General features: G+C 42.3%; 18 protein-coding genes. 8 read left to right on the top strand and 10 right to left on the bottom strand.

The genetic code is table 11. The annotated features are described in order from the left end of the window. The first annotated feature begins 67 nt into the window (after positions 1-67). Positions 68-1,195: a TlpA disulfide reductase family protein gene (locus C5749_RS07675; protein ID WP_105724521.1), complete on the top strand. Its 1,128-nt coding sequence runs from the start codon at positions 68-70 to the stop codon at positions 1,193-1,195. A 90-nt stretch (positions 1,196-1,285) separates the two neighbouring features. After that, positions 1,286-1,840, top strand: a complete 555-nt coding sequence (locus C5749_RS07680) for a dihydrofolate reductase family protein (RefSeq protein ID WP_105724523.1) — start codon at positions 1,286-1,288, stop codon at positions 1,838-1,840. 78 nt (positions 1,841-1,918) lie between these two features. On the opposite strand, the gene C5749_RS07685 is transcribed toward C5749_RS07680, so the two are convergent. Next, the gene (locus C5749_RS07685) at positions 1,919-2,185 is read right to left on the bottom strand and encodes a hypothetical protein (RefSeq protein WP_105724525.1); all 267 of its coding nucleotides are present in this window, start codon (positions 2,183-2,185) and stop codon (positions 1,919-1,921) included. Between the two features lie 98 nt (positions 2,186-2,283). On the opposite strand from C5749_RS07685, the gene C5749_RS07690 reads away from it, so the two are divergent. The 3 genes from C5749_RS07690 to C5749_RS07700 all read left to right on the top strand — a co-directional run bounded on the left by C5749_RS07690 (position 2,284) and on the right by C5749_RS07700 (position 6,783). Beyond that, complete coding sequence (locus C5749_RS07690) at positions 2,284-3,075, top strand: amidohydrolase family protein (protein ID WP_105724527.1); 792 nt, start codon at positions 2,284-2,286, stop codon at positions 3,073-3,075. 380 nt (positions 3,076-3,455) lie between these two features. Further along, positions 3,456-4,613, top strand: a complete 1,158-nt coding sequence (locus C5749_RS07695; protein WP_146113716.1) for an HlyD family secretion protein — start codon at positions 3,456-3,458, stop codon at positions 4,611-4,613. Between the two features lie 10 nt (positions 4,614-4,623). After that, a complete protein-coding gene (locus C5749_RS07700) occupies positions 4,624-6,783 on the top strand; it encodes a peptidase domain-containing ABC transporter (protein ID WP_105724531.1) in 2,160 nt (719 codons plus the stop codon). Positions 6,784-6,869: 86 nt separating this feature from the next. Here the strand turns inward: C5749_RS07700 and C5749_RS19635 are convergent, their stop codons facing one another. From C5749_RS19635 to C5749_RS07735, 7 genes are all read right to left on the bottom strand, one after another. Then, positions 6,870-7,019, bottom strand: a complete 150-nt coding sequence (locus C5749_RS19635; RefSeq protein WP_181151309.1) for a hypothetical protein — start codon at positions 7,017-7,019, stop codon at positions 6,870-6,872. A 252-nt stretch (positions 7,020-7,271) separates the two neighbouring features. Further along, positions 7,272-9,275, bottom strand: a complete 2,004-nt coding sequence (locus tag C5749_RS07705) for a sensor histidine kinase (protein ID WP_105724533.1) — start codon at positions 9,273-9,275, stop codon at positions 7,272-7,274. Further along, positions 9,272-10,030 carry a LytR/AlgR family response regulator transcription factor gene (locus C5749_RS07710; RefSeq protein WP_105724535.1) on the bottom strand — a complete coding sequence of 253 codons (759 nt, stop codon included), beginning with the start codon at positions 10,028-10,030 and terminating at the stop codon, positions 9,272-9,274. The genes C5749_RS07705 and C5749_RS07710 overlap by 4 nt, the downstream gene beginning before the upstream one ends. A 97-nt stretch (positions 10,031-10,127) precedes the next feature. Continuing rightward, positions 10,128-10,430 carry a hypothetical protein gene (locus tag C5749_RS07715; protein ID WP_105724537.1) on the bottom strand — a complete coding sequence of 101 codons (303 nt, stop codon included), beginning with the start codon at positions 10,428-10,430 and terminating at the stop codon, positions 10,128-10,130. A 28-nt stretch (positions 10,431-10,458) separates the two neighbouring features. Then, positions 10,459-11,277, bottom strand: coding sequence for a hypothetical protein (locus C5749_RS07720; RefSeq protein WP_105724539.1), 819 nt, complete (start codon positions 11,275-11,277; stop codon positions 10,459-10,461). 720 nt (positions 11,278-11,997) lie between these two features. Then, positions 11,998-12,771: a hypothetical protein gene (locus C5749_RS07730; RefSeq protein WP_146113718.1), complete on the bottom strand. Its 774-nt coding sequence runs from the start codon at positions 12,769-12,771 to the stop codon at positions 11,998-12,000. A gap of 12 nt (positions 12,772-12,783) precedes the next feature. Next, complete coding sequence (locus C5749_RS07735; protein ID WP_181151310.1) at positions 12,784-14,946, bottom strand: WG repeat-containing protein; 2,163 nt, start codon at positions 14,944-14,946, stop codon at positions 12,784-12,786. A 110-nt stretch (positions 14,947-15,056) separates the two neighbouring features. Between C5749_RS07735 and C5749_RS07740 the strand changes: the two genes are divergently transcribed. The 3 genes from C5749_RS07740 to C5749_RS07750 all read left to right on the top strand — a co-directional run bounded on the left by C5749_RS07740 (position 15,057) and on the right by C5749_RS07750 (position 16,848). Next, positions 15,057-15,206: a winged helix-turn-helix transcriptional regulator gene (locus tag C5749_RS07740; protein ID WP_105724547.1), complete on the top strand. Its 150-nt coding sequence runs from the start codon at positions 15,057-15,059 to the stop codon at positions 15,204-15,206. 101 nt (positions 15,207-15,307) lie between these two features. Continuing rightward, positions 15,308-15,949: a phosphotransferase gene (locus C5749_RS07745; protein ID WP_105724549.1), complete on the top strand. Its 642-nt coding sequence runs from the start codon at positions 15,308-15,310 to the stop codon at positions 15,947-15,949. 176 nt (positions 15,950-16,125) lie between these two features. Further along, positions 16,126-16,848 carry a DUF4386 domain-containing protein gene (locus C5749_RS07750; RefSeq protein ID WP_105724551.1) on the top strand — a complete coding sequence of 241 codons (723 nt, stop codon included), beginning with the start codon at positions 16,126-16,128 and terminating at the stop codon, positions 16,846-16,848. 250 nt (positions 16,849-17,098) lie between these two features. Here the strand turns inward: C5749_RS07750 and C5749_RS07755 are convergent, their stop codons facing one another. Both C5749_RS07755 and C5749_RS07760 read right to left on the bottom strand, forming a co-directional pair. Further along, positions 17,099-18,103: an SPFH domain-containing protein gene (locus tag C5749_RS07755; protein WP_105724553.1), complete on the bottom strand. Its 1,005-nt coding sequence runs from the start codon at positions 18,101-18,103 to the stop codon at positions 17,099-17,101. A gap of 13 nt (positions 18,104-18,116) precedes the next feature. Beyond that, positions 18,117-19,493, bottom strand: coding sequence for a hypothetical protein (locus C5749_RS07760; RefSeq protein ID WP_105724555.1), 1,377 nt, complete (start codon positions 19,491-19,493; stop codon positions 18,117-18,119). Positions 19,494-19,658 lie beyond the last annotated feature (165 nt).

Raw genomic sequence — 19,658 nt, forward strand, 5'->3', positions numbered from 1 at the left:
ACGGACCTCTCCTGTCGCGTCGAAAGTAAAAAGGGTTATAAGTTTTAAAATTGGAGACAACTAAAGCATGAAGAACAGGTTATATTTACTATTTTTTCTACTATCTATTGGGCACGCATTCGGACAGACTACTTTTACTATCTCCGGTTACGGAAAGAAATTACAAGAAGGAGACACACTATACCTGTCGTACGCAGAAAAGGGTAACCATATTTCAGAAAGTACAATAGCCGTAAACCAGCGTTTTTCTTTTACCGGTGTGGTTAAACACCCTACAAAGGCGAACATCTACAGGAATGAGAACCCAGAAGTGGTGGAATTTACTACCGAGTCGGTAAGTATATATTTAGAACCGGGTGATATAAAAATTATCAGTCCCGACACGTTAACAGGGGCAAAAATAAGCGGGACGCCCTTAAACGATACATTACAGCTATTACACAGTCAGCTGGCTACCGTGCGGGAAAGAATGAGATCCATAAAGGACCCCGATTTATTCAATGAAACGGAAAAAAAGGATACAGCATTACTACAGCACAATAAAAGAGAATTTGATAAAGCTTATTACGAAGGAGCAGATGTCCAATTAGCTTTTGCAAACCAATATCCGAACTCGTATGTAAGCTTAGACATATTGCTTCAGCTTTCACGAATTAACACCTATATTTTCAAGGTAGAAAAGGTATACAATAAACTTGCGGAGTCACTAAAAAATACAGAAAAAGGAAAAACTATTAGCGAAAGAATCAAAAAGAAGAGCCAAGTAATGGCAGGCATGAAAGCAATTGATTTCAGCATGGAGAATAAAGATGGTAAGATAGTAAGGCTATCCGAATTTGAAGGCAAGTATGTCCTTTTAGATTTTTGGGCTTCTTGGTGCGGTCCCTGTCGGGAGGAACATGCGAACCTCATCAACGCCTATCAGCACTATCGGGATAGAGGCTTCGCTATTTTGAGTGTATCCATAGATACAGACAAAAACAAATGGAAGGAAGCCATAGAAAAAGACGGCATCACATGGACACAGGCATCAGATTTACGGGGACATAAAGGTGACGTGTATCTTAAATATGGTATAACATCTATTCCGGCTAACTTTTTAATTGATCCGGACGGGGTAGTCATCGCTAAAGATCTAAAAGGAGAGTTTTTAAATAGGGAACTAGAAAAGTTATTTTTGACACCGCAACAATAACTGAAAGAATGCCTACTTTTCTTGTCTTAGGCGAAGCGCGATTAAAAGTGATTCTCGTACTATTGCACTGATAACAATTATGCATATACGATGAGAACAGTAAGATTTTGTATCAACATGAGCCTTGACGGTTACTGTGACCACACCGCTTTCAGTCCTGATGAAGCGGTTTTAGAGTACTTTACTGCCATGATGGACGATGTTGACCTGCTTTTCTTTGGTCGCATCATGTACCAGCTGATGTTTCCATACTGGCGCGAAGTTGCCCGGGATCAGTCTGGCAGCCCCGCAGAAAATCGATTTGCTGAAAAGCTTAGCGCTATCGATAGCGTTGTCATTTCCCGGTCGTTGGACGTTGTCGACGAAAACGTTCGTATCGTCCGTAGCCATCCTGCGGAAGAACTTCTGAAATTGAAGCAGCAAGTCGGAAAAACCATTCTGATGGACAGTGTCAGTCTGCTTCCCGAAATGATTGCCGTCGGTCTTATCGATGAATTTTTTCTTGTTATCCATCCTGTTATTGTGGGTAATGGCAGACATTTGCTAGATACTGGAAGCCTGCATGAGAAACTTAATCTCAAGCTGGTCGATACCATCAAATTTAAATCTGGATCTATAGCGCTCCATTACGTGAAATACGGTTAATGCCATTAAGTTATGAGTAGAACTATCCGCGTTTACTCGTCCTCCCCTCCTATCAGGAAAAAGGTATTGAACATTTTGCTATCCTTTATCGTTAGCCTTACCAGTCAAAGGAAGTATTAATTTCATTCCTTCGTGCGATGCTCGGAAACCCTGTTTTTCATAGAATTTAACAACGATAAGTTCCTGATTTGGATCGTTATTGATATTTTCAAATGCCTCTAAATAACTCTGCGGCAGAGGTATATTAAAGGCCTCTCTATTTTTCCCTAAGTCATCCTTGTATAATAGAGAGACAATATCTATCAAATCTTCTTTTTCTGCTATTTTATAAACTAAATTTGTCATTTGTGAACTTTACTTTACTGTAATTTAAAGAACAAAAAGATAAGCTTTTTAATGTCTATATCTCAAAAAAGACTATCGATTTATTTATAAAAAAAGTAATGAAGGTATTTGACTCTCATTTTCATATTATTAATCCGGATTATCCGCTGACTCCCAACAACGGATATCTTCCAGATCCATTCACAGTAGCAGATTACAAAAAAAGTACTAAAACGATAGATATTAGAGGGGGTGCAATTGTGTCTGGATCCTTTCAGGCATTCGAACAGGAGTATCTTATTCATGCCCTAAAAGACCTAGGCAAGGACTACGTGGGCGTTGCCAATATACCCCTGGATATGCCTCAGGATGAGTTAAAGCGCTTGGATGATGCTGGTGTGGTAGCAGTAAGGTTTAATGTAAATAGAGGTGGGTCTGAAACGATACAGAACGTAGGCCGATTATCAAATGAACTGTTCGATAAATTTGGATGGCATACAGAGCTATATATCAATAGCAGAGCACTTGCTGATCTTAGACATTTACTACTTTCGATACCCTCTTTTAGTATCGATCATTTGGGGCTTTCGAAAGATGGCCTTGACAACCTTTACTACTGGGCTGAAAAAGGCGTAAAAGTAAAGGCGACAGGGTTTGGCCGCCTTGATTTTGAACCTATCAAAGTAATAAGAGAGTTGTATAAGATTAATCCCGATGGTATCATGTTTGGGAGCGATCTTCCCTCTACAAGATCCAAAACTCCATTTTCTATAAAAGATTTGGAATTGCTGACGGACAATTTTTCGGAGGTTGAATTAGATAAAATTCTATTTTCTAATGCTTACAACTTTTATAAAAAAATGCTACACCGGACCGGGGGGGGTATAAATTTACACCGGGACCGACGTTGACGTTCATCATAAAATGCTCTCCGTAATTGCGTTGTAGACCCTCTATCGCTCCTAACAGTAAGGTAAAGTCAGGCACATATAAATTGTCACTTTGGGCTATAGAAGGACCTGCACGATTACAAGATACTTTGGATCAATACGGAAAAACATGGCGACAGCGATTTGGTAAAGTGAATATTTGATTGGAATAATTTAACAGTCAAGCCGGAGAAATATTTTTTGGTTGTGCGACGGGCATTAGTGGCCGAAAAGCTGCCCCGTATTTGAGGAGTATTATGATTTTGTACGAATACTATTTTTTACACAGCGAAAAGTAAACAGTTGCGAACGGATTTGTACCGGACATACCGTTGGCCAACCAAGGCGGTTATTTTAGCGGTATGAAACGCATTTTTCCGGCCGAAATTATCGAGTACTCGGTCGAGCATCATTTTCACCGACACCATACCCGTACATTGGTTGTTTACCAAGTGTTGCTGTGCGCTTTTATCATTGGGTTTATTTCCTTGTTCTTTATCCGGGTTTCTATAAACGTTATAGGAGGGGGAACCCTTCGACCTGTGGTCGAACGGAATGTCATCAAGTCGCCGGTTAATGGAAAGTTGGATCGTGTATTTATTAAGGAGAATCAACGGGTCGCTACGGGCGATGTACTTTTTACCCTCCAGACCGATTTATTGGAAAACCAAAAAGGTCTTACAGACGAAAGACAGCGAGAAGTTAGCCTTCGCATACGAGATCTGGCACAGTTAACGGCGTTGAAACGGGCTGGCCACGAGGCGACGCTAACACTATCCACCGCCCTTTACCGACAACAATACCAGCTATTCACAGAACAGGTGAACGATGCAGCAATCAGTTTACGCGAGGTGAAGACGCAGTTTGACCGTCAAAAGCAGCTTTATGACAAACGGATTATCTCCACAGCAGAATTTGACGGGGTGTCTTACGCCCTAGAAAAGGCCGAAACACGCTTACGTGTCCTATACGATGAGCAGGTGAGTCAATGGCAATCTGACCAGGCAGGACTGCAGCAGGAATACATGGAACTCGCAACAAAGCAATCACAGTATCTGCAAGAGCGGGAGCATTACGAAATTAAAGCACCGATGGCCGGAACGATCCAGCAGTTCAACGGTGCACAGCCGGGAAATTTCCTGACGCAGGGGGAAACCCTAGCAGAGATTTCACCGGATTCGGGTTTGGTGGCTGAGGTACAGGTTTCCCCCAAGGATATCGGTTTGCTTAAAGTCGGGATGCCGGTAAAAATTCAGGTTGACGCATTTGATTATAATCAATGGGGCATGGTGGAGGCACATGTCGTTGACGTAGCGGATGACGTCAGGCTCACGCAGCAGGGGGTCCCTATCTTTCGGGTACAGTGTCAGCTGCATCAGCTCCTGCTCCGGCTACCCAACGGTTACACCGGAACACTTCGTAAAGGGATGAGTTTCCGGGCACGGTTCCCCGTGGCCAACCGGACGCTCTTCCAGCTCTTGTATGATAAAGCGGATGACTGGCTGAACCCCAGCCGCTGATAAAAAGGATATGGCAAAGATTACTGTAAAACAACACGATTTAACCGATTGCGGCGCAGCCTGCCTGGCGTCGGTCGCCCGACATTACCGGTTGAATCTGCCGCTTGCGCGCATCCGCCAATATGCCTCAACGGATAAAACGGGTACAAACCTACTCGGATTGATCGAAGCGGCTGAAAAACTGGGATTCTCGGTGAAAGGGGTAAAATGCCCTTGGGAAACCTTACCTAACGTGCCGTTGCCCGCAATTGCCCACGTGGTAACCGAGCAGGGGTTACATCATTATGTGGTGGTGTATCGATATCGGAAATCGAGCATAGAAGTGATGGATCCGGCCGATGGACGGCTACATCGGCTGAGCCACGCCAATTTTAAGTCCCAGTGGACAGGGGTGCTCCTTCTTATGGCGCCGGCTGAGCCATTCAGCCCCGGCAACAAAAAAGTGTCTGTGGTCACCCGATTTCGGTTTCTATTACGCCCGCACGGAAAGATTATGCTGCAGGTATTGGTGGGTGCAGCTTGTTACACGTTATTGGGACTGACAACATCCATATTTTTGCAGAAAATCGTCGACGAGGTGCTACCGGGTGGAAACCTGAACTTATTGAACTTAATGGGGATAATCATGGTGGTGCTCCTGCTGTTGCAGACATTTATCAACCATGCAAAAACACAGCTTACCATCAAGACCGGGCAGCACATTGATGCCCGGCTGATGCTCGGGTATTATAAGCACCTGCTCCGGTTACCTCAGCGCTTTTTTGATACCATGCGTACAGGGGAGCTGATTTCCCGTATAAACGATGCAGTAAAAATCCGGACGTTTATCAACGATGCCCTCATTACGTTTGCTGTAAATGGCTTGATCATCGTTTTTTCCTTCGCCCTGCTATTTAGTTACTACTGGAAGCTAGCCTTTGTGGCGTTGCTCGTCATCCCGGTGTATGCCTTGATTTATTACTGCTCCAACCGTATCAACCGGAAAACGCAGCGTAAAGTCATGGAGCGTAGTGCCGAGGTGGAATCACAGCTCGTGGAGTCAATCAATGCCGTGGGAACCGTGAAACGGTTCGGGTTGGAAGACTATGCTAATTTAAAGACTGAAAGCCGGTTTATACGCATGCTGGACACGTTCTACCGCTCTTCCATGAATGCACTGTGGATCAGCAATTCTGGGCAGTTCATCTCCAGCCTGCTCACCATTGTGGTGCTTTGGGCAGGGTCGGTGTTTGTGCTGAACACCCAGCTGACACCAGGAGAACTGCTGTCGTTTTATTCGATAATCGGTTATTTTACTGCGCCTGCTTTGGGACTGATCGGGATAAACCGCACCATACAGGATGCATTGATCGCTGCGGACAGACTATTCGAGATCATGGATCTGGAACAGGAGGAAGCTGAAAAAAAAGCGCTATTGATGCCGGAAATGGTCGATGATATCCGGTTTAAGGATGTACATTTCCGGTACGGAACACAGGTAACAGTCTTTTCCGGGCTCAACCTCGTGATACCGAAGGGGAAATTGACCGCGGTGGTTGGCGAAAGCGGATGTGGTAAAACCACACTTTTATCATTATTACAGGGGATATATCCCGTGAGTGACGGTAGTATCAATATCGGGCAGTTTGATATCCGTTACCTGGCGCATGAGAGTCTACGCCGAGTGGTGAGCGTGGTGCCCCAGCAGATTGACCTGTTTGCCGGCAATGTCATTGACAACATTGCCGTGGGGGAACCAGAGCCGGATATGCGCCGGGTGATGCAGGTTTGCACAGATCTCGGGATGACCGACTTTATCGAACGGCTACCGACCGGATTCCGTACAGATATCGGTGAAAACGGTGTGCTATTATCCGGAGGGCAGCGGCAGCGCATCGCCATTGCCCGGGCGATATACCGAAACCCCGAAATACTGATACTCGACGAAGCTACATCGTCGCTCGATCCGGCGGCCGAGCAACATATCCAAGAGACGTTGCTCCAGTTGCGCGACCGTGGAAAAACCATTATCCTGATTGCTCATCGGTTGAACACCGTCAGGCTGGCCGATAAGATTGTGGTTATGCAGGATGGCGCTGTGATAGAAGAAGGCGGGCATCGTGAGTTGCTGACATCAAAAGGAGTTTATTATCAACTGTGGCGCCAGCATGTTCCTGAGCTGGCCGATTAACGCCCAAAGAAAACTACTAAAAAAAAGGTGCCGGCAGTACCGGCACCTGAATCATTGTGCTAAAACTTGGTAAAAAAGTGAATTTCTTACCAAAAAAGCGGATTTGTTACCGCAAAGATTTCGGCTCCATGATCCCTGATAAAATCCGCATCGGTGTAAGGCTTGATACGCCCACCGGTGGTTTCAATCAATTCCTCGGAGCTGAGCTCCACTACATTCAACTGTTCTAAATTCATGATTTTCTAATTTTAATACGTGAATAAAATAATTAAAACTTCTTTTGTTGTACAACAAACCTAAGGTAGTGAATGAAATAATAGTTGCCATGGCACAATTCATAAGCGTAATGACAAATGTTGTAAGCGTCCTGATAGGAAAAATATGCGTAGAAAAGGATGGGCGCTCAACATTCTGATTTGTTGCGTTCAAGCGAAAAGAGAGTTTTATAAGCGTAGCGAATGAATTGATATTTGTACTAAAAACGATTTCTAAAAATCCCGTTCTATCGGAATAATCAGCTCCACCTGTGTTCCGGTTAGGTTTTTATCCATTTCGTTTCTGTCCAAAATATTGACTTGTACTTCAATACCTTTTTCTTTAGCCAAAATCGCCAAACGTTCTCGGCTAATCGTCGTAGAAAGCGATTTTTTCTTTCCATCGGGTTTTTGTTTCAGGGTTTTGATGCCAGGGCCATTATCAATGACTACGACTTCCAGTGCATCGTTGCGAAGGTTTAGCTTTATCTCGATTTTCCCCCTTTCGGATGTATTGGATACACCGTACAGAATGGCGTTTTCGACAAAGGGTTGTATCAGCATCGGTGGGATAAGCACCTGGTAGTCTTCTTCGGTATCGGATTTTTTTATCTCGTAATCAAAGCTATCATCATACCGCATTTGTTGAAGTCCGAGATAATATTCTAAGGTTTCGATTTCGTCGTCCATCGGCACCCAATTCTCTCTAGATAATTCCAGGCTGTTTCTCAACAACCGGCTGAATTGGTTCAGATACCGCAAAGCTTTATCCTTTTCTTCAATTCGGATGTAGCTTTGTAGTGCTGCCAAGGTGTTAAATATAAAATGTGGTTCCATCTGCGTGCGCAATAGTTGCTGCTGCAGCTCCATTGCCCGCTTTTGTAATTGCACCTTTTCTTTTTCTTCTTTTAATATCAACTGTTTACGTCCAAAATACAATATCACCACAATTGCGATGGCCAGTAAGGCGGAAAGCCCGGCGATAATCAGCCATAAGCGGTTTTGTGCCAGTTTGTTTTCCGTCATCAGCACTTGTTGGTTGAGGTTCATAATGTGGTTTTCATTGGCCCGTAATTTATAGATGGTAGCCATTTCGGCGATGGATTGGGTATATTTATTTTCATAGACGGCTTTGTTTTTCTCCGATAGTAAATTGTATTCGGCAAAAGCCCTGTCGTATTGCTGCGTATTAAAATAGTAATTGACCAACGCTTCCCGGAACAACAAATATTCGACATCGGTCAGATAGGTGGAGTCTTGCGCTATGAAATCCTCAGCCATTCGCATAAAATTTTCAGCCTGTTCGATCTCGTTCAGCTGCAAGTAATTTTGTGAAAGGTTGATGTAATCTTTAAACAGATTGGTGTGGCTGGGTGGATGGCGAGGTTCCGCTTCTAAAATTTCTTCATCGAGTTTTAAGATTTTATGGTGGTAAACAACGGCTGAATCGAATTTATGCAATTCCTGATAGTAATGCGCTTTTTCATCATACAAAAACCGGGGATTGATGGTTTCCCGGTTGTTTTGCCAAAGGGTATCGATTATTTGGATATAATGGTAAACGGAATCAAGGCTCCCTTCTGATGATAAGCGGAAGTTATTGGCCAGTTGTCGATAGGCACGGTATTGCAAGCGAACCGGAGCTTCGTCATACTGCAAGTTTTGAATAGCTTTTCTGTTCCATATCATGGCTTGGGAATATTGGTTCAACCGTGCATCAGATTGGGCTGTAGCCATAAAAATACTGGCTTTTTGGACAGGTGTTAAATCCATCAGGGAATCTGAAACGATGAACTGGGCTGCCAGATTGAAATAATAATTTTCCAGGTGGATGTTCCCTTCAATGGTGGCTATATTTCCTTCACCGTAATTCAGCAAGGTCAAAATTTCTGAATCAGCATCTACGCCCTCTAGGACGTCCCAGGCCTTCCGCATATAATAGTTGAGCGAATCCAAATCGCCTTTGTTATAATAGGTACCGGCAAGCCGATAATACATCCGGGCTTTAACTTCAGGAAGCCGGCTATAGCTTATTTCTTGAATTTTACTTTTCCAAAATGAAGCCTGTTCATCAATAGGCAAACGCTGTGCTTCCTGTTCTAATTGTCGAAAATCTTTCTTGACCTCGATATTTACAGCAGTACCGTTTTCACGCTCTTTTGTAGTACAGCCAACGATACAGAAAACGACAAAAACCCAATGGCAAAACTTTATATTTTTAAAAAAGCGGTCTTTCATTGGGATGATTCGGATTCGGTTAGCTTCTGTACCACCAGTTCCTTTTTGCGGACTGAAACCGGAATCTGCGTCTTGTCTTTCAGAATGATATAGCCGGTTTTGACGTAGCGGTCTATACAGGTAATATTGAGCAAAAAGGACTGATGTGGTCGCAAAAACCATTTTTCGGGCAACAGATCCTGGTAGTGTTTCAAAGGTTTGGAAACCATTATTTTCCGGTTGTCGGTCAATACAAAATAGGTATAGCTTCCCTCGCTCTTCAGGTAAATGATTTCCTTTAGTTGTAAAACCTGCAAATATTCCATCGTGTGAAGAACTATCTGGTCTTCCAATCCCAGTTCTTCTTTTTTTAACCGGCTATTGGTAACGGAAATCTGCTGTTGTTGGACAGCCTGATCAAAGTACTGCCCCCTTACTTTCGTCAATGCATTTTGCAATTCTTTTTCGTCTAGCGGTTTTAACAGATAATCCAACGCGCCAACCTTGATAGCTTTGATCGCATAGTGGTTATAAGCGGTAATAAAAATAACCTGAAAGGAGATAGAATCCAATCCGTGTAGGACGTCAAATGCCGTTCCGTCCGTAAGTTGTATATCCATCAGCACCAAATCGGGGTTTTGCTTACGTATCACATCTATAGCACCAAAGACAGTCCCGGCGGTACCGGTCAGTTCCAAATCATCTTCCTTATTGACCAACCATTCTATTTCTTTTCGGATGGCTGGTTCATCTTCTATAATGATTGTTTTAATCATATCTTTCCTCCATTTTCTTCAAATTTATTAAATAATAGCCTTTCAATTGTGTTAAACAGTTTCTAATAATTGGCTACCAGACCGCTTTATTGTACATTTACTCCTTGAACAGATGCTCAATAAACCGAACGATCAATGATAAAATTGCCAGGCCGGCATGTCCCACCACGCCATAGAGCCACGCATAGGCCATGCTTACATCCTGTGGGTCTTTTCTCGGTTGAAAGGCAGTTATAATCAATACGGCCAGTATGAGGAAGTGCATGGTGATGAAAAGCCCACGCAGGAACTGGCCAAACAAAGGGTAGGATGCTTTATGAAAGAAAGGGGCACCCGCAATCCATAGCCCGGCGGCCATCAGCACAAAGTAAAGGGTATTGATGATCGTATCTTCATTCATTGATTTTCTGTTTTAATTGGATTTCTTCCTAATCATAATAGGTTATCTTTCTTTGTTCTGTACGGACATAGCCGTCTTCATCAATCGTCCGCTCTATCCAATTGCCCACCTTGTCAAAACGATAAGCATAATCCTTGATCCATTCTTTTTGGGCTTCGTCTACATAGCGTTCCTTGATTACATTTCCGTTTGGGTCATAACTGGAATACACATACACCGTATCCGTGTGTTCATTGCTAATCATTTTTGACCTTGTTGTATTTCCATCCGCATCTCTTTCCCACCAGGTTTCTTCTATCGAATCGTAACCCGGAATGGAGAATTGCGAATAGACGATATGACCATGACCATCATACTTTGAAATCCCTTTTGAATAATAAGTTCCATCCGCGAGGTAAACTTTTGAGATTCTCATTCGCTTTTTCGGTTTGTATTTTACTTTAGTCAGCTGCGGCAGACTGTCTGGATGTTGATAAAAATAGGATTTCTTCACCCGACCGTACCGGTCATTTACAAAGGTCTCTTTTTTGTTGTCTTTTAATTTTATCAACAAAAATCCGTTTTTATCATATATCCATTGGGAGGTAAAGTCCTTTATCTTGGTTTTTGGTTGCTGAAGTTTGATGTATTTGTAAGTCAATTGCCCGTTTTGGTTGAACAGAAAAATTGTTCGGTCAAATAACTCGCCGTCTTGCTGATACCTGTATAGTATGACTTTTTCCGGTTTGCCCCTAAACTGAAAATATGCAGTGGTATTGTCCGTAGAAATATCTTTCCAAGTGCGGCAAGCATTTAATCCGACAAGACTTACAGCAAGAATTAGAAGTGAAAAATCTGCTTTCTTCATAGATCAACTGAAATCATGGATAGGATATCCGTTTGATGAAGGTTCCGTTTTCGTGGATTTCCTCTTGACCACGGACATATCAAGCGCTGTTTGGGCAGAAAGACCTGTCGAAAAACAATATGAAAAAGCAACGCTGTAAAATAAGGCACTTATCATCAGGATAATGTTTATATAAGTTACACAGTAAGCCGTGCTATTATCGAAATCAGAAACGGTAAGACGAATAACAGTCCGACAAGAATAAGCCCCGAAAAATACCAAATAGGTGTTTTTACTTCTGATTTCAGTTTGTTGTATTCCTGCTTTAACCGGGGCGAGAACTCCCGTTTGCGCAACACTTGTTTGCAATGGGTGCATTGCGACGCCCCTGTTTTTCCGACAAAAAAAAGCGGAATCCAAAAAAGATGTGCATAACGCCCCAAAACACTGATCAACATATTGCCGGAGTGGCAATGTTGGCATTGAATCTTACTTTCATGCACAGGCTTTGTTTTGAGATGTGTACTTTGTATTCCGTAAAAAAACAGCATATCAATATATTTTATATTATACCGTCTAAATTAACGCGTATGCCGTAATGCCCAAAGCTGTAATTGGTAAGTGTAGGGACTGAGTTAGTATTTGTCAGGTTAAGGCTCCCACCTATGCATTTCCAAAACTGATCTTTCCCTCGTCGTCAACAATGCGGATATAACCCGGTGCGATCAATGCAAACACCTTCTACTCCCGCCAATAGTTTACCAAAAAACCCGAGCGACCGCTCTGTCCGTTCATGACGACTGCCATCTCTGGTGTCGATATAAAAAGGAAACAGGTATTTTCATCATTTTCTTTTAGTTTTTCTTCAATTGATTTTTCTATTTCATCCGTTAACATTACCTGTTTCGGCACTTCTTCTTCCGCTTCGTCATTTCCCCAAAAGCTATTGCCGCGATACGTGCGTTCTGGCCAATCGATAAAATCCAAATCCAGCAAGTTCATTCCAAACTGCACTTCTTTGTTTTCTGTTTTATAGATCAAATATAAGGTATGGTCACTGCTAAATCCACCTTTTTGCAATTCAGGCTCGGTGCCGTACTCTTTTTTCAGCTTGCCGATGATTTTCATAATATCTTTAGCCGATTTATAATTGGATAATCCACACACCATCAATACCTTTTCATCGTCCCAGTCGGTCAGCAAACCCAAATCCTCGAATGGCACACTGGCATATTCGGCCAGTGGGCTTTGTTGAGACCTGCTGCTGGTTGAGTATTGAACGAATCCTGGCATGACGGAATCCCGCTCGGCCACCACATCCTTGCTCGAAAGCATAAAGCCGTCCTTGTTATTCCAGCGGAAGATACTTTCGTCCTGAAAAAATTTATCCAGATCCAGATTGAAATTAAAACCGTCTAGTACTAATGGGTGCTTTCCGTACTGAACATGCTGTCCGCAGGCTTGTAGCATAAGCACTATAGTTATTGTAAACAGGAAATTTGCTTTTCGATTCATTTTGCTATGTGTTTATAATTTTTGTGAGGAATTATCCATTGCCTTAATCTTATACACCATATCCTGCGGCAGGGGTTCTCCTTTTTCGTCATACAGGCGACCATTGATCTCGTAATACACCGAGTCTTCGTGCTCCTTTTGCCTGCCATAATTGCTGACATAATAGGAGTCTCCCTCCGGCACAACGTCAGGGAAGGTTTTGACCACCTGGCCGCGCGTATTGATCAGGTGTATTTTTTTGTCCGGATCTTGCACGCAGGCCATTCCGTTATGGAAAGGGGTACCGGCTAAAAACTGTGGTGCAATGGCTATGTCTCCCGCCTCGTTGATATACCCGGTAATGCGGTCATAATAGCCCTGTACAAAACTGGCCACAGCCAGCCCTTCATTGAACCGGCCTATCCAGTCAAAGCCGTCTTCGGCCCGGACGACAATTTCTCCGGTCAGGGTATTGATGATTCCTTGCTTTTCGTTCCTCTTGTTTTTCGTTTGATAAGCGACCAGCTTATCGGAAAGGATACCGTAACCCGCGTCTATGTAATAGATTAAAGGGACGGTGAGTTGACCGCTGTTACTAAGTATACCTGATTTTCCTTCACGGGTCGTCAACAGGATAAAATCGCCGCTACAATCTGCCGCGATGATTCTCCCCGGTATGGAAATCCCTTTACCATCGCGGGTATAAAACACCTTGTACGGCCGCCCCCGGTGCGTGGCGTTCATTACAAAAACATCCCCGCACAGCTCCGCACCTTCAAAACGGAAAGGGATAATTTCTTTCAAATCCTTGTCCAGCACCCCGACATAGCGGTCTTCATTTTGGAAAAGATAAAAATCGTCATTATCCGGCAGGACGTTAAAGAAATCGAGGCCTTTCGGCAGCGACTCCATCGTTCTCTTGTCTGGGTTTAAACGGTAGCTCGTAAATTCCGCTTTCTTCCTTTCTGTAAAAAAGAGACCGGCGCGAAGGTTCAGCTCATCATAACTCGCCGGGATTATAATCTCCCGATTGGCAGCAACAATGCCGTATTGGTTTGTTTCCTTATCGAGATAGGTGCTATAGTCCGGGCTATTTTCCAACAGATTTCGTGCGGTAAAATCGCGATTGACATTGTCATATTCTCTGGCGACATACAAATAGATTTGTGTGATTTCATTCGGGAACTTAACCTCGTACTGCATACCGTTGACGCCCAACACGTCCCGGTACTTTTGCATCATGGTCTTCACATAATCGACGATCTCAAAATCATCTTCAAATTTTTCATTTTCATCGGCAGTGTATTCCTTGTACAGGGCATCTAGCTGTTGGATGTAGGACAACAGGTCTTTCGGATCTTTTTCCAATTGCAGCACCACCGCATCTTTGTTGTTATCGGCAAAAGCCTTATTCAGGGATTGTAGTTCTTTGGTGATACCCGCATCGATGCCGGTAACGGGGAATTTGGAGAAACTATTGGCAGCGATAGGCACCCCGCCTGATGTGATGCCACGGTACTCGATGATTTTTTTCGAAAGGTCGAGCGGAACGCTGAAGGACACCTCTTGACCTTCCGAACGGTCTATTTTAATGGTATAGTTGCCATATCGGATTTCTTTCTCTCTCTGCAAATCCAGCACTAAGGTGTCGTACTGCACCGGAAACTGATACGTTGCCCTAACCTGTATGCTATCCACCCACGTTAAGGGCAGGTCATCGGCTTTTATGGCTTTGCCACCTGCAAACATCATTTGAAGATCAATCTTCAAGTCTTCTGCCTTAATATGTTGAAATCCTTCCTGCTGATAACCTGCCGAAAACTCAAAATCGGATTCGGGCAACGCCAGCTTTTGCTCCACGTATAATTTTCGTCCCGGGTGGTTCAGATCCGCTGCGATCACCTCTTTGGAGGGTAGCACAAATTCCGAGAGACTATCCATCGTTGAGGATACCGAACCATCACCAACGCTCAATCCAAAGCTGTAATACAGTTCAAAACCGGCGATGGAATCCAATACACCGTTGAGATAAGCACCGTCATCTTTCAGCTGCTTTTCCAGACCTGAACCCGACACGGTATGTAGATGGGTGATGTAGTCTTTCTCTGACATGGTGCTTTTCAGGCTGTTTTGTTGCGAACAGGAGAAGGTCGCTGCGCTCAGGACAATGGCCATAATGATATAAGTTCGATTCATCGTTGCTATAACTTTACAAAGCATAGTTACTAAATAATCAGCCAAAATTATCCATAGGATTTATATTTGTTGAAGATTTCTTTGCATTCGTTTTTTGAGAGAAGGAAGTAATGACCCTGGGGTTGCAGTTGAAGAAATTGGAACAGCACGGGTTGGTATCCAGAAAAATCTATGGTAAAAAACCGCCGGTAAAAGTCGTTTACAGCTTATCCAACTTCGGGAAAACGCTGGTGCCTATTTTGGCAGACTTGAGTCTTTAATGGTTCCCAAGTTACAAATATAAACCCATTGCCGACATTTATAAAAAATAAGGTAGCCAACGGCGTGCATTTGCCTATTTTTATAAAAAATTTCAGTAGTTATGATTAGATTTATGGATCATGAGACTTGTTTCGAAATAGGTTTTCTAATGGCGAAAATTCATCATCTTACTTTAAATAGAACCATTGGCCGAATTTCCTATGACAAAAAGTCCCTTATAGAATCCCCTTATGAACAATTAAAACAATTCTTTTCAGATACATTACCAGAAATGAAATTCATCAAAGAGATTGGAAAGTCTTTTCAAAACTCAGATTTTGATAAAACTCAAAACGGAATTATACATTTAGATATTTGGTATGATAATATGGCTGTAACGGATGACAAGGAAATCACAATTTTTGATTTTGACAATTGCGGAAATGGATGGCAAATTTTAGATATTGGATATTTCTGCAAACAACTGTTTTTCATAGAATCGGATAAAGAGCAGTATGAATTAAAAATTCAAAGTTTTCTAAATGGCTACCAAAAAATTAAGGCTTTATCAGACGCGGAACTTAAATTAATTCCACAAGCAGGTGCTTCTATTTTTATTTTTTATCTTGGAGTACAGGCACAAAGATTCGATTGGTCTAATATCTTTTTGAGCGAAAACTATCTTAAAATGTTTGTTGGCAGAATAAAATCTTGGATTGATTATTATGAAACGAAAGAAATAACTGTGGCTAATAATGTATAAAAATAATGACTTAACCGCCGTACCCTAAGTTAAAGGTTGGTAAGTGAAAAAATTCACTACTTGTCATATAAAAATACGTTTAATACAAAAACCGCTAAAAAAACAACCATGTTTAAATTTCATTTTCATCACACGGAGGAATGTAAACGTTAAACATGGTAAACTCCATCTGACCGATGGAATTAAATTATTTATACATGAAATCATATAGAATATCAGCGATGATTGTAGGTGTCCTTTATATCATTGGGACAATCTCGGGCATATTAAGCATAGTGGTGACTGGAGATTTACTAAAAGGAAATGATGTACTAACTAAAATTGCTATGAACCCAATACCCCTCAATTGGGGCTCATTTTTCATTCTTATAATGGGACTTTCATTAGCAGCGATGCCTGTATTCCTGTATCCCATTTTCAAAAAAAAGAATGAAGCTTTGGCTCTTGGATTGGTTGTCTTCAGAGGGCCAATAGAGGGGAGCGCTTATATGTTGTTTGTTGTCAATTGGCTTTTGTTAGGTGCTTATAGCCAAGAGGTTTTTGCTATTGGAGGAGAAACAGCATCACTAAGGACGATGGGAAATGTTTTTCTCCAAGCAAATCAACTCATGAAGCCGGTATTATCTATTGTTTTTATAATTGGGGCCATGTTTTTATATACCCTGTTTTATCAGACACAGTTGATACCTTGCTGGTTGTCAATTTGGGGCATCATCGGCGCATTATTTTACTTAATTGCCGCTATTGTAAAGTTCTTTAATATTGGTTTTGGTTTTAGTATCGATTTTTTATACGCGCCATTGGCCATACAGGAAATGGTCATGGCTTTTTGGCTTATTGTCAAAGGGTTTAATCAGAAATACCTTACTAATATGGTTGTTGAAAAATCACATACATAAATACACTGTCCTGTACATATTTTCTTAAAAATCGTTGTCATCATTTTCAGTTGCTTGTTCAAAAAATCCCTGTCCAATAGCATTCCCTGTGTTAGTTGAGTGATTTTTCTCAAGGATGCGATATGTGGTTTTTTTTAGTACTTAAGTCTTCATGATTTTTAACTTCTCTGCCCGTCCGCTGGCAGGTTGATGGTATTATCTTTAACAACTATCAAAACAGCGACATATCACGCCATACCTGATAGATTTTTCATAATTGATCCAATAGTTGTTTTCGTTTTTCTTCATATTCCGCCTGTGTGATTAGTTCTTCTTCCAAAAGCAGTTTGAGACGTTTTAATGCCTTTACGGTATCTTCGTCCGTTTTGGGTTGCATTTCTTCATTGACGGCATCGGTAAATAGTTTACCCATGGTTATCGCCGCTCCTAATCCTACTCCGGCACCTGCCATCCCCCCTTCGTTTTTGGCTGCATCCCGCAAGGCCCGCAACTTTTCAAGCTCCATAAAAGTTAGCCCCGCTTCCTGTGCTGCCTTGGAGTCGGCTGTTACGTCGGCTACAGCACCGATGCGCCTTTCGGTTTCTTCATCAAAGCTATTGCCCTCGATCCTGAAATCGGTCAACGCAACACCGACAGTTTCGAAAACGCCATTCAATTGCTCTTTAACGCTAACAGCCAAGGCGTGAAGCTGGGCGTCAATCTCCGTATAAGGGGGTTTCTTCTCCGAAAAATGAGTGGCTAGCAACTGGATGATACGACCCTGAATCAAATCCTGAAAATCCCGGGTGGTGTATTGCTCAGCTGAGCCGGCATATTCGGTATAAAACATCGAGGCATCCGTCAGTCGGTAGGAGAAATTCCCATAAGCCGAAAGTTGGATAGGGATATTATAGACACTGTCCACATATTTTATGGGCGATGCCGTCCCCCAACCTTGGTTGACGACTTCAGCCTTTCGGTAAAAGTACAGATAGACCTTGTGCTCGCTCTCAAAAAACTGGGCGACTTTCAGCATACTGGTGATAAAGGGATGGTTGCTTGTTTTCAGATTATACGTCCCGGGGGTGTCGAGCACACCGGTAATCTGTCCTTCGTACACCAGAATACAACTTTGTCCGGGAGCAACGATTATTTTACTCGCATTTTTTAATTCGTCAGTAAGTGCCGGATATTTCCATAGCAGAATGTCCGGGTCCTGTGGCTTCCACGCAATAACGCTCGCCAATTGTCTTCTCAAAAATTTTAATGCGACCATAATGGATTGTTTTTTATTTGAATAAATCGTGCAGATTAATCTCCTTTATCAGTTTTCCGTCACTACCTAGGAAAACTAGCTTGTTTTGATGTACTCCGTTTTCTTTACCAGAAACATTGAATGCGATTCCGTTTTTAAATTTGTAAAAATCATTTCGGAAATCATAATCGGCCAATGCTGATTTATAATTCCACAAGACCTCACCAGTATTGACGTCTATTCTTTGCAGAAATTTACTCCCATTGATATTGGCGGTGGGATAGCCGGTGATGTAGAGTTCGTCGCTGCTTTGACTAACAATCTTGGATTCAAAATACAGTCGGTCGGGTGTTAGATCCTCAAACTTTGAAACACGTCCCGTTTTCTCAAAAAGTATCTTTTCGTAGGTAAAATTGCCCACAAAAATTCCAGAGCCTTTTGGATAATTGTATTTTTTCCGCCAGGAAGGACTTGTTGAAAGCTGGACGGGGAATCCGGCTTTTTCCCTGTACCAATATTTAATGAGTTGGATTTTTTCTTCTCTATAATCGGTGCTTTTCCCGGTAAAGGCAAAATACACCTTTTCGGGCATGGTATGATCTTTTACCAACTTGTCATAAGCGGCTGAAAGCTCGTCCCTTCCCTTGAAAACCTGTCTGGCCAGAGGATAATAATAATATTGGGTACCATCATTAGTCATTATTTCCAAACCGTCTCCATAGGATCGGCTTCTGAATTCCAAGGAAGCGATACCCGAATTGAATTCCGGAACGGACTCAAAAAATCCTTCGTTAACCGAGGTGATGGTTTGTCGTACACCGTCAATTTTATAAATCGTCGTCTCGTCTTTGGGAATGATATAGAAATTCCCGTCGCTAAAGAAACGATGATAGTACAACGCCGTTTTATCGTTCCATTCTTTCATTTCAATATCGTTAACGGTTTCGCCTTTTATGGGGTCATAAAAACGGAGGAGATAATCGGCGGGCTTATCTAGATTTCTACGATAATAGCTACGCTCCATAAAAAATATAACGATCGGATTTCCCTCTTCTCCGTCCAGGACAAAATGTGTTTTGATGCGTTCGCGTGTTTCAGTTTTTGCTGTACCGGGTAGGATATTGGATTTTCTGCCGGAGGAATTACGGCTAAAAAGCCCAAATAGAACGGGTAACAGTATAGATAAAGCTGCAATAACAGCGATAAAAACGAATAGCTTTCTACGGTTAGCGGAGAATTCCGGTGCGTAGGTAGGGTAGTTATGATCGTACCGGACATTGACATTGATGTCATCGTTATCCAAAAAATACTCGGTGCCACAATTGTTGCAGATGTAATGGTCTTCTTTGAGTTCCTGTTTTTTGGTACTACCGCATTGTGGACACTTTAGTGCTTTGATCTGTTTTGCCATTCGTGTTACGCTTCATTGAAAATGGGATATAACAAAAATAAGTATAAAAAATAAGCTAGTACTGCGGCCAATTTATATTCGTTGGTATATTTCTTTTTAATGTTGTATATCCATTTTTAATTAGTGGCGAGGTTTCATTCTAGGCAAGAATCATCTCTCACATAG

This window comes from Sphingobacterium gobiense (genome assembly GCF_002980575.1).
GTDB classification, from domain to species: Bacteria; Bacteroidota; Bacteroidia; order Sphingobacteriales; family Sphingobacteriaceae; genus Sphingobacterium; species Sphingobacterium gobiense.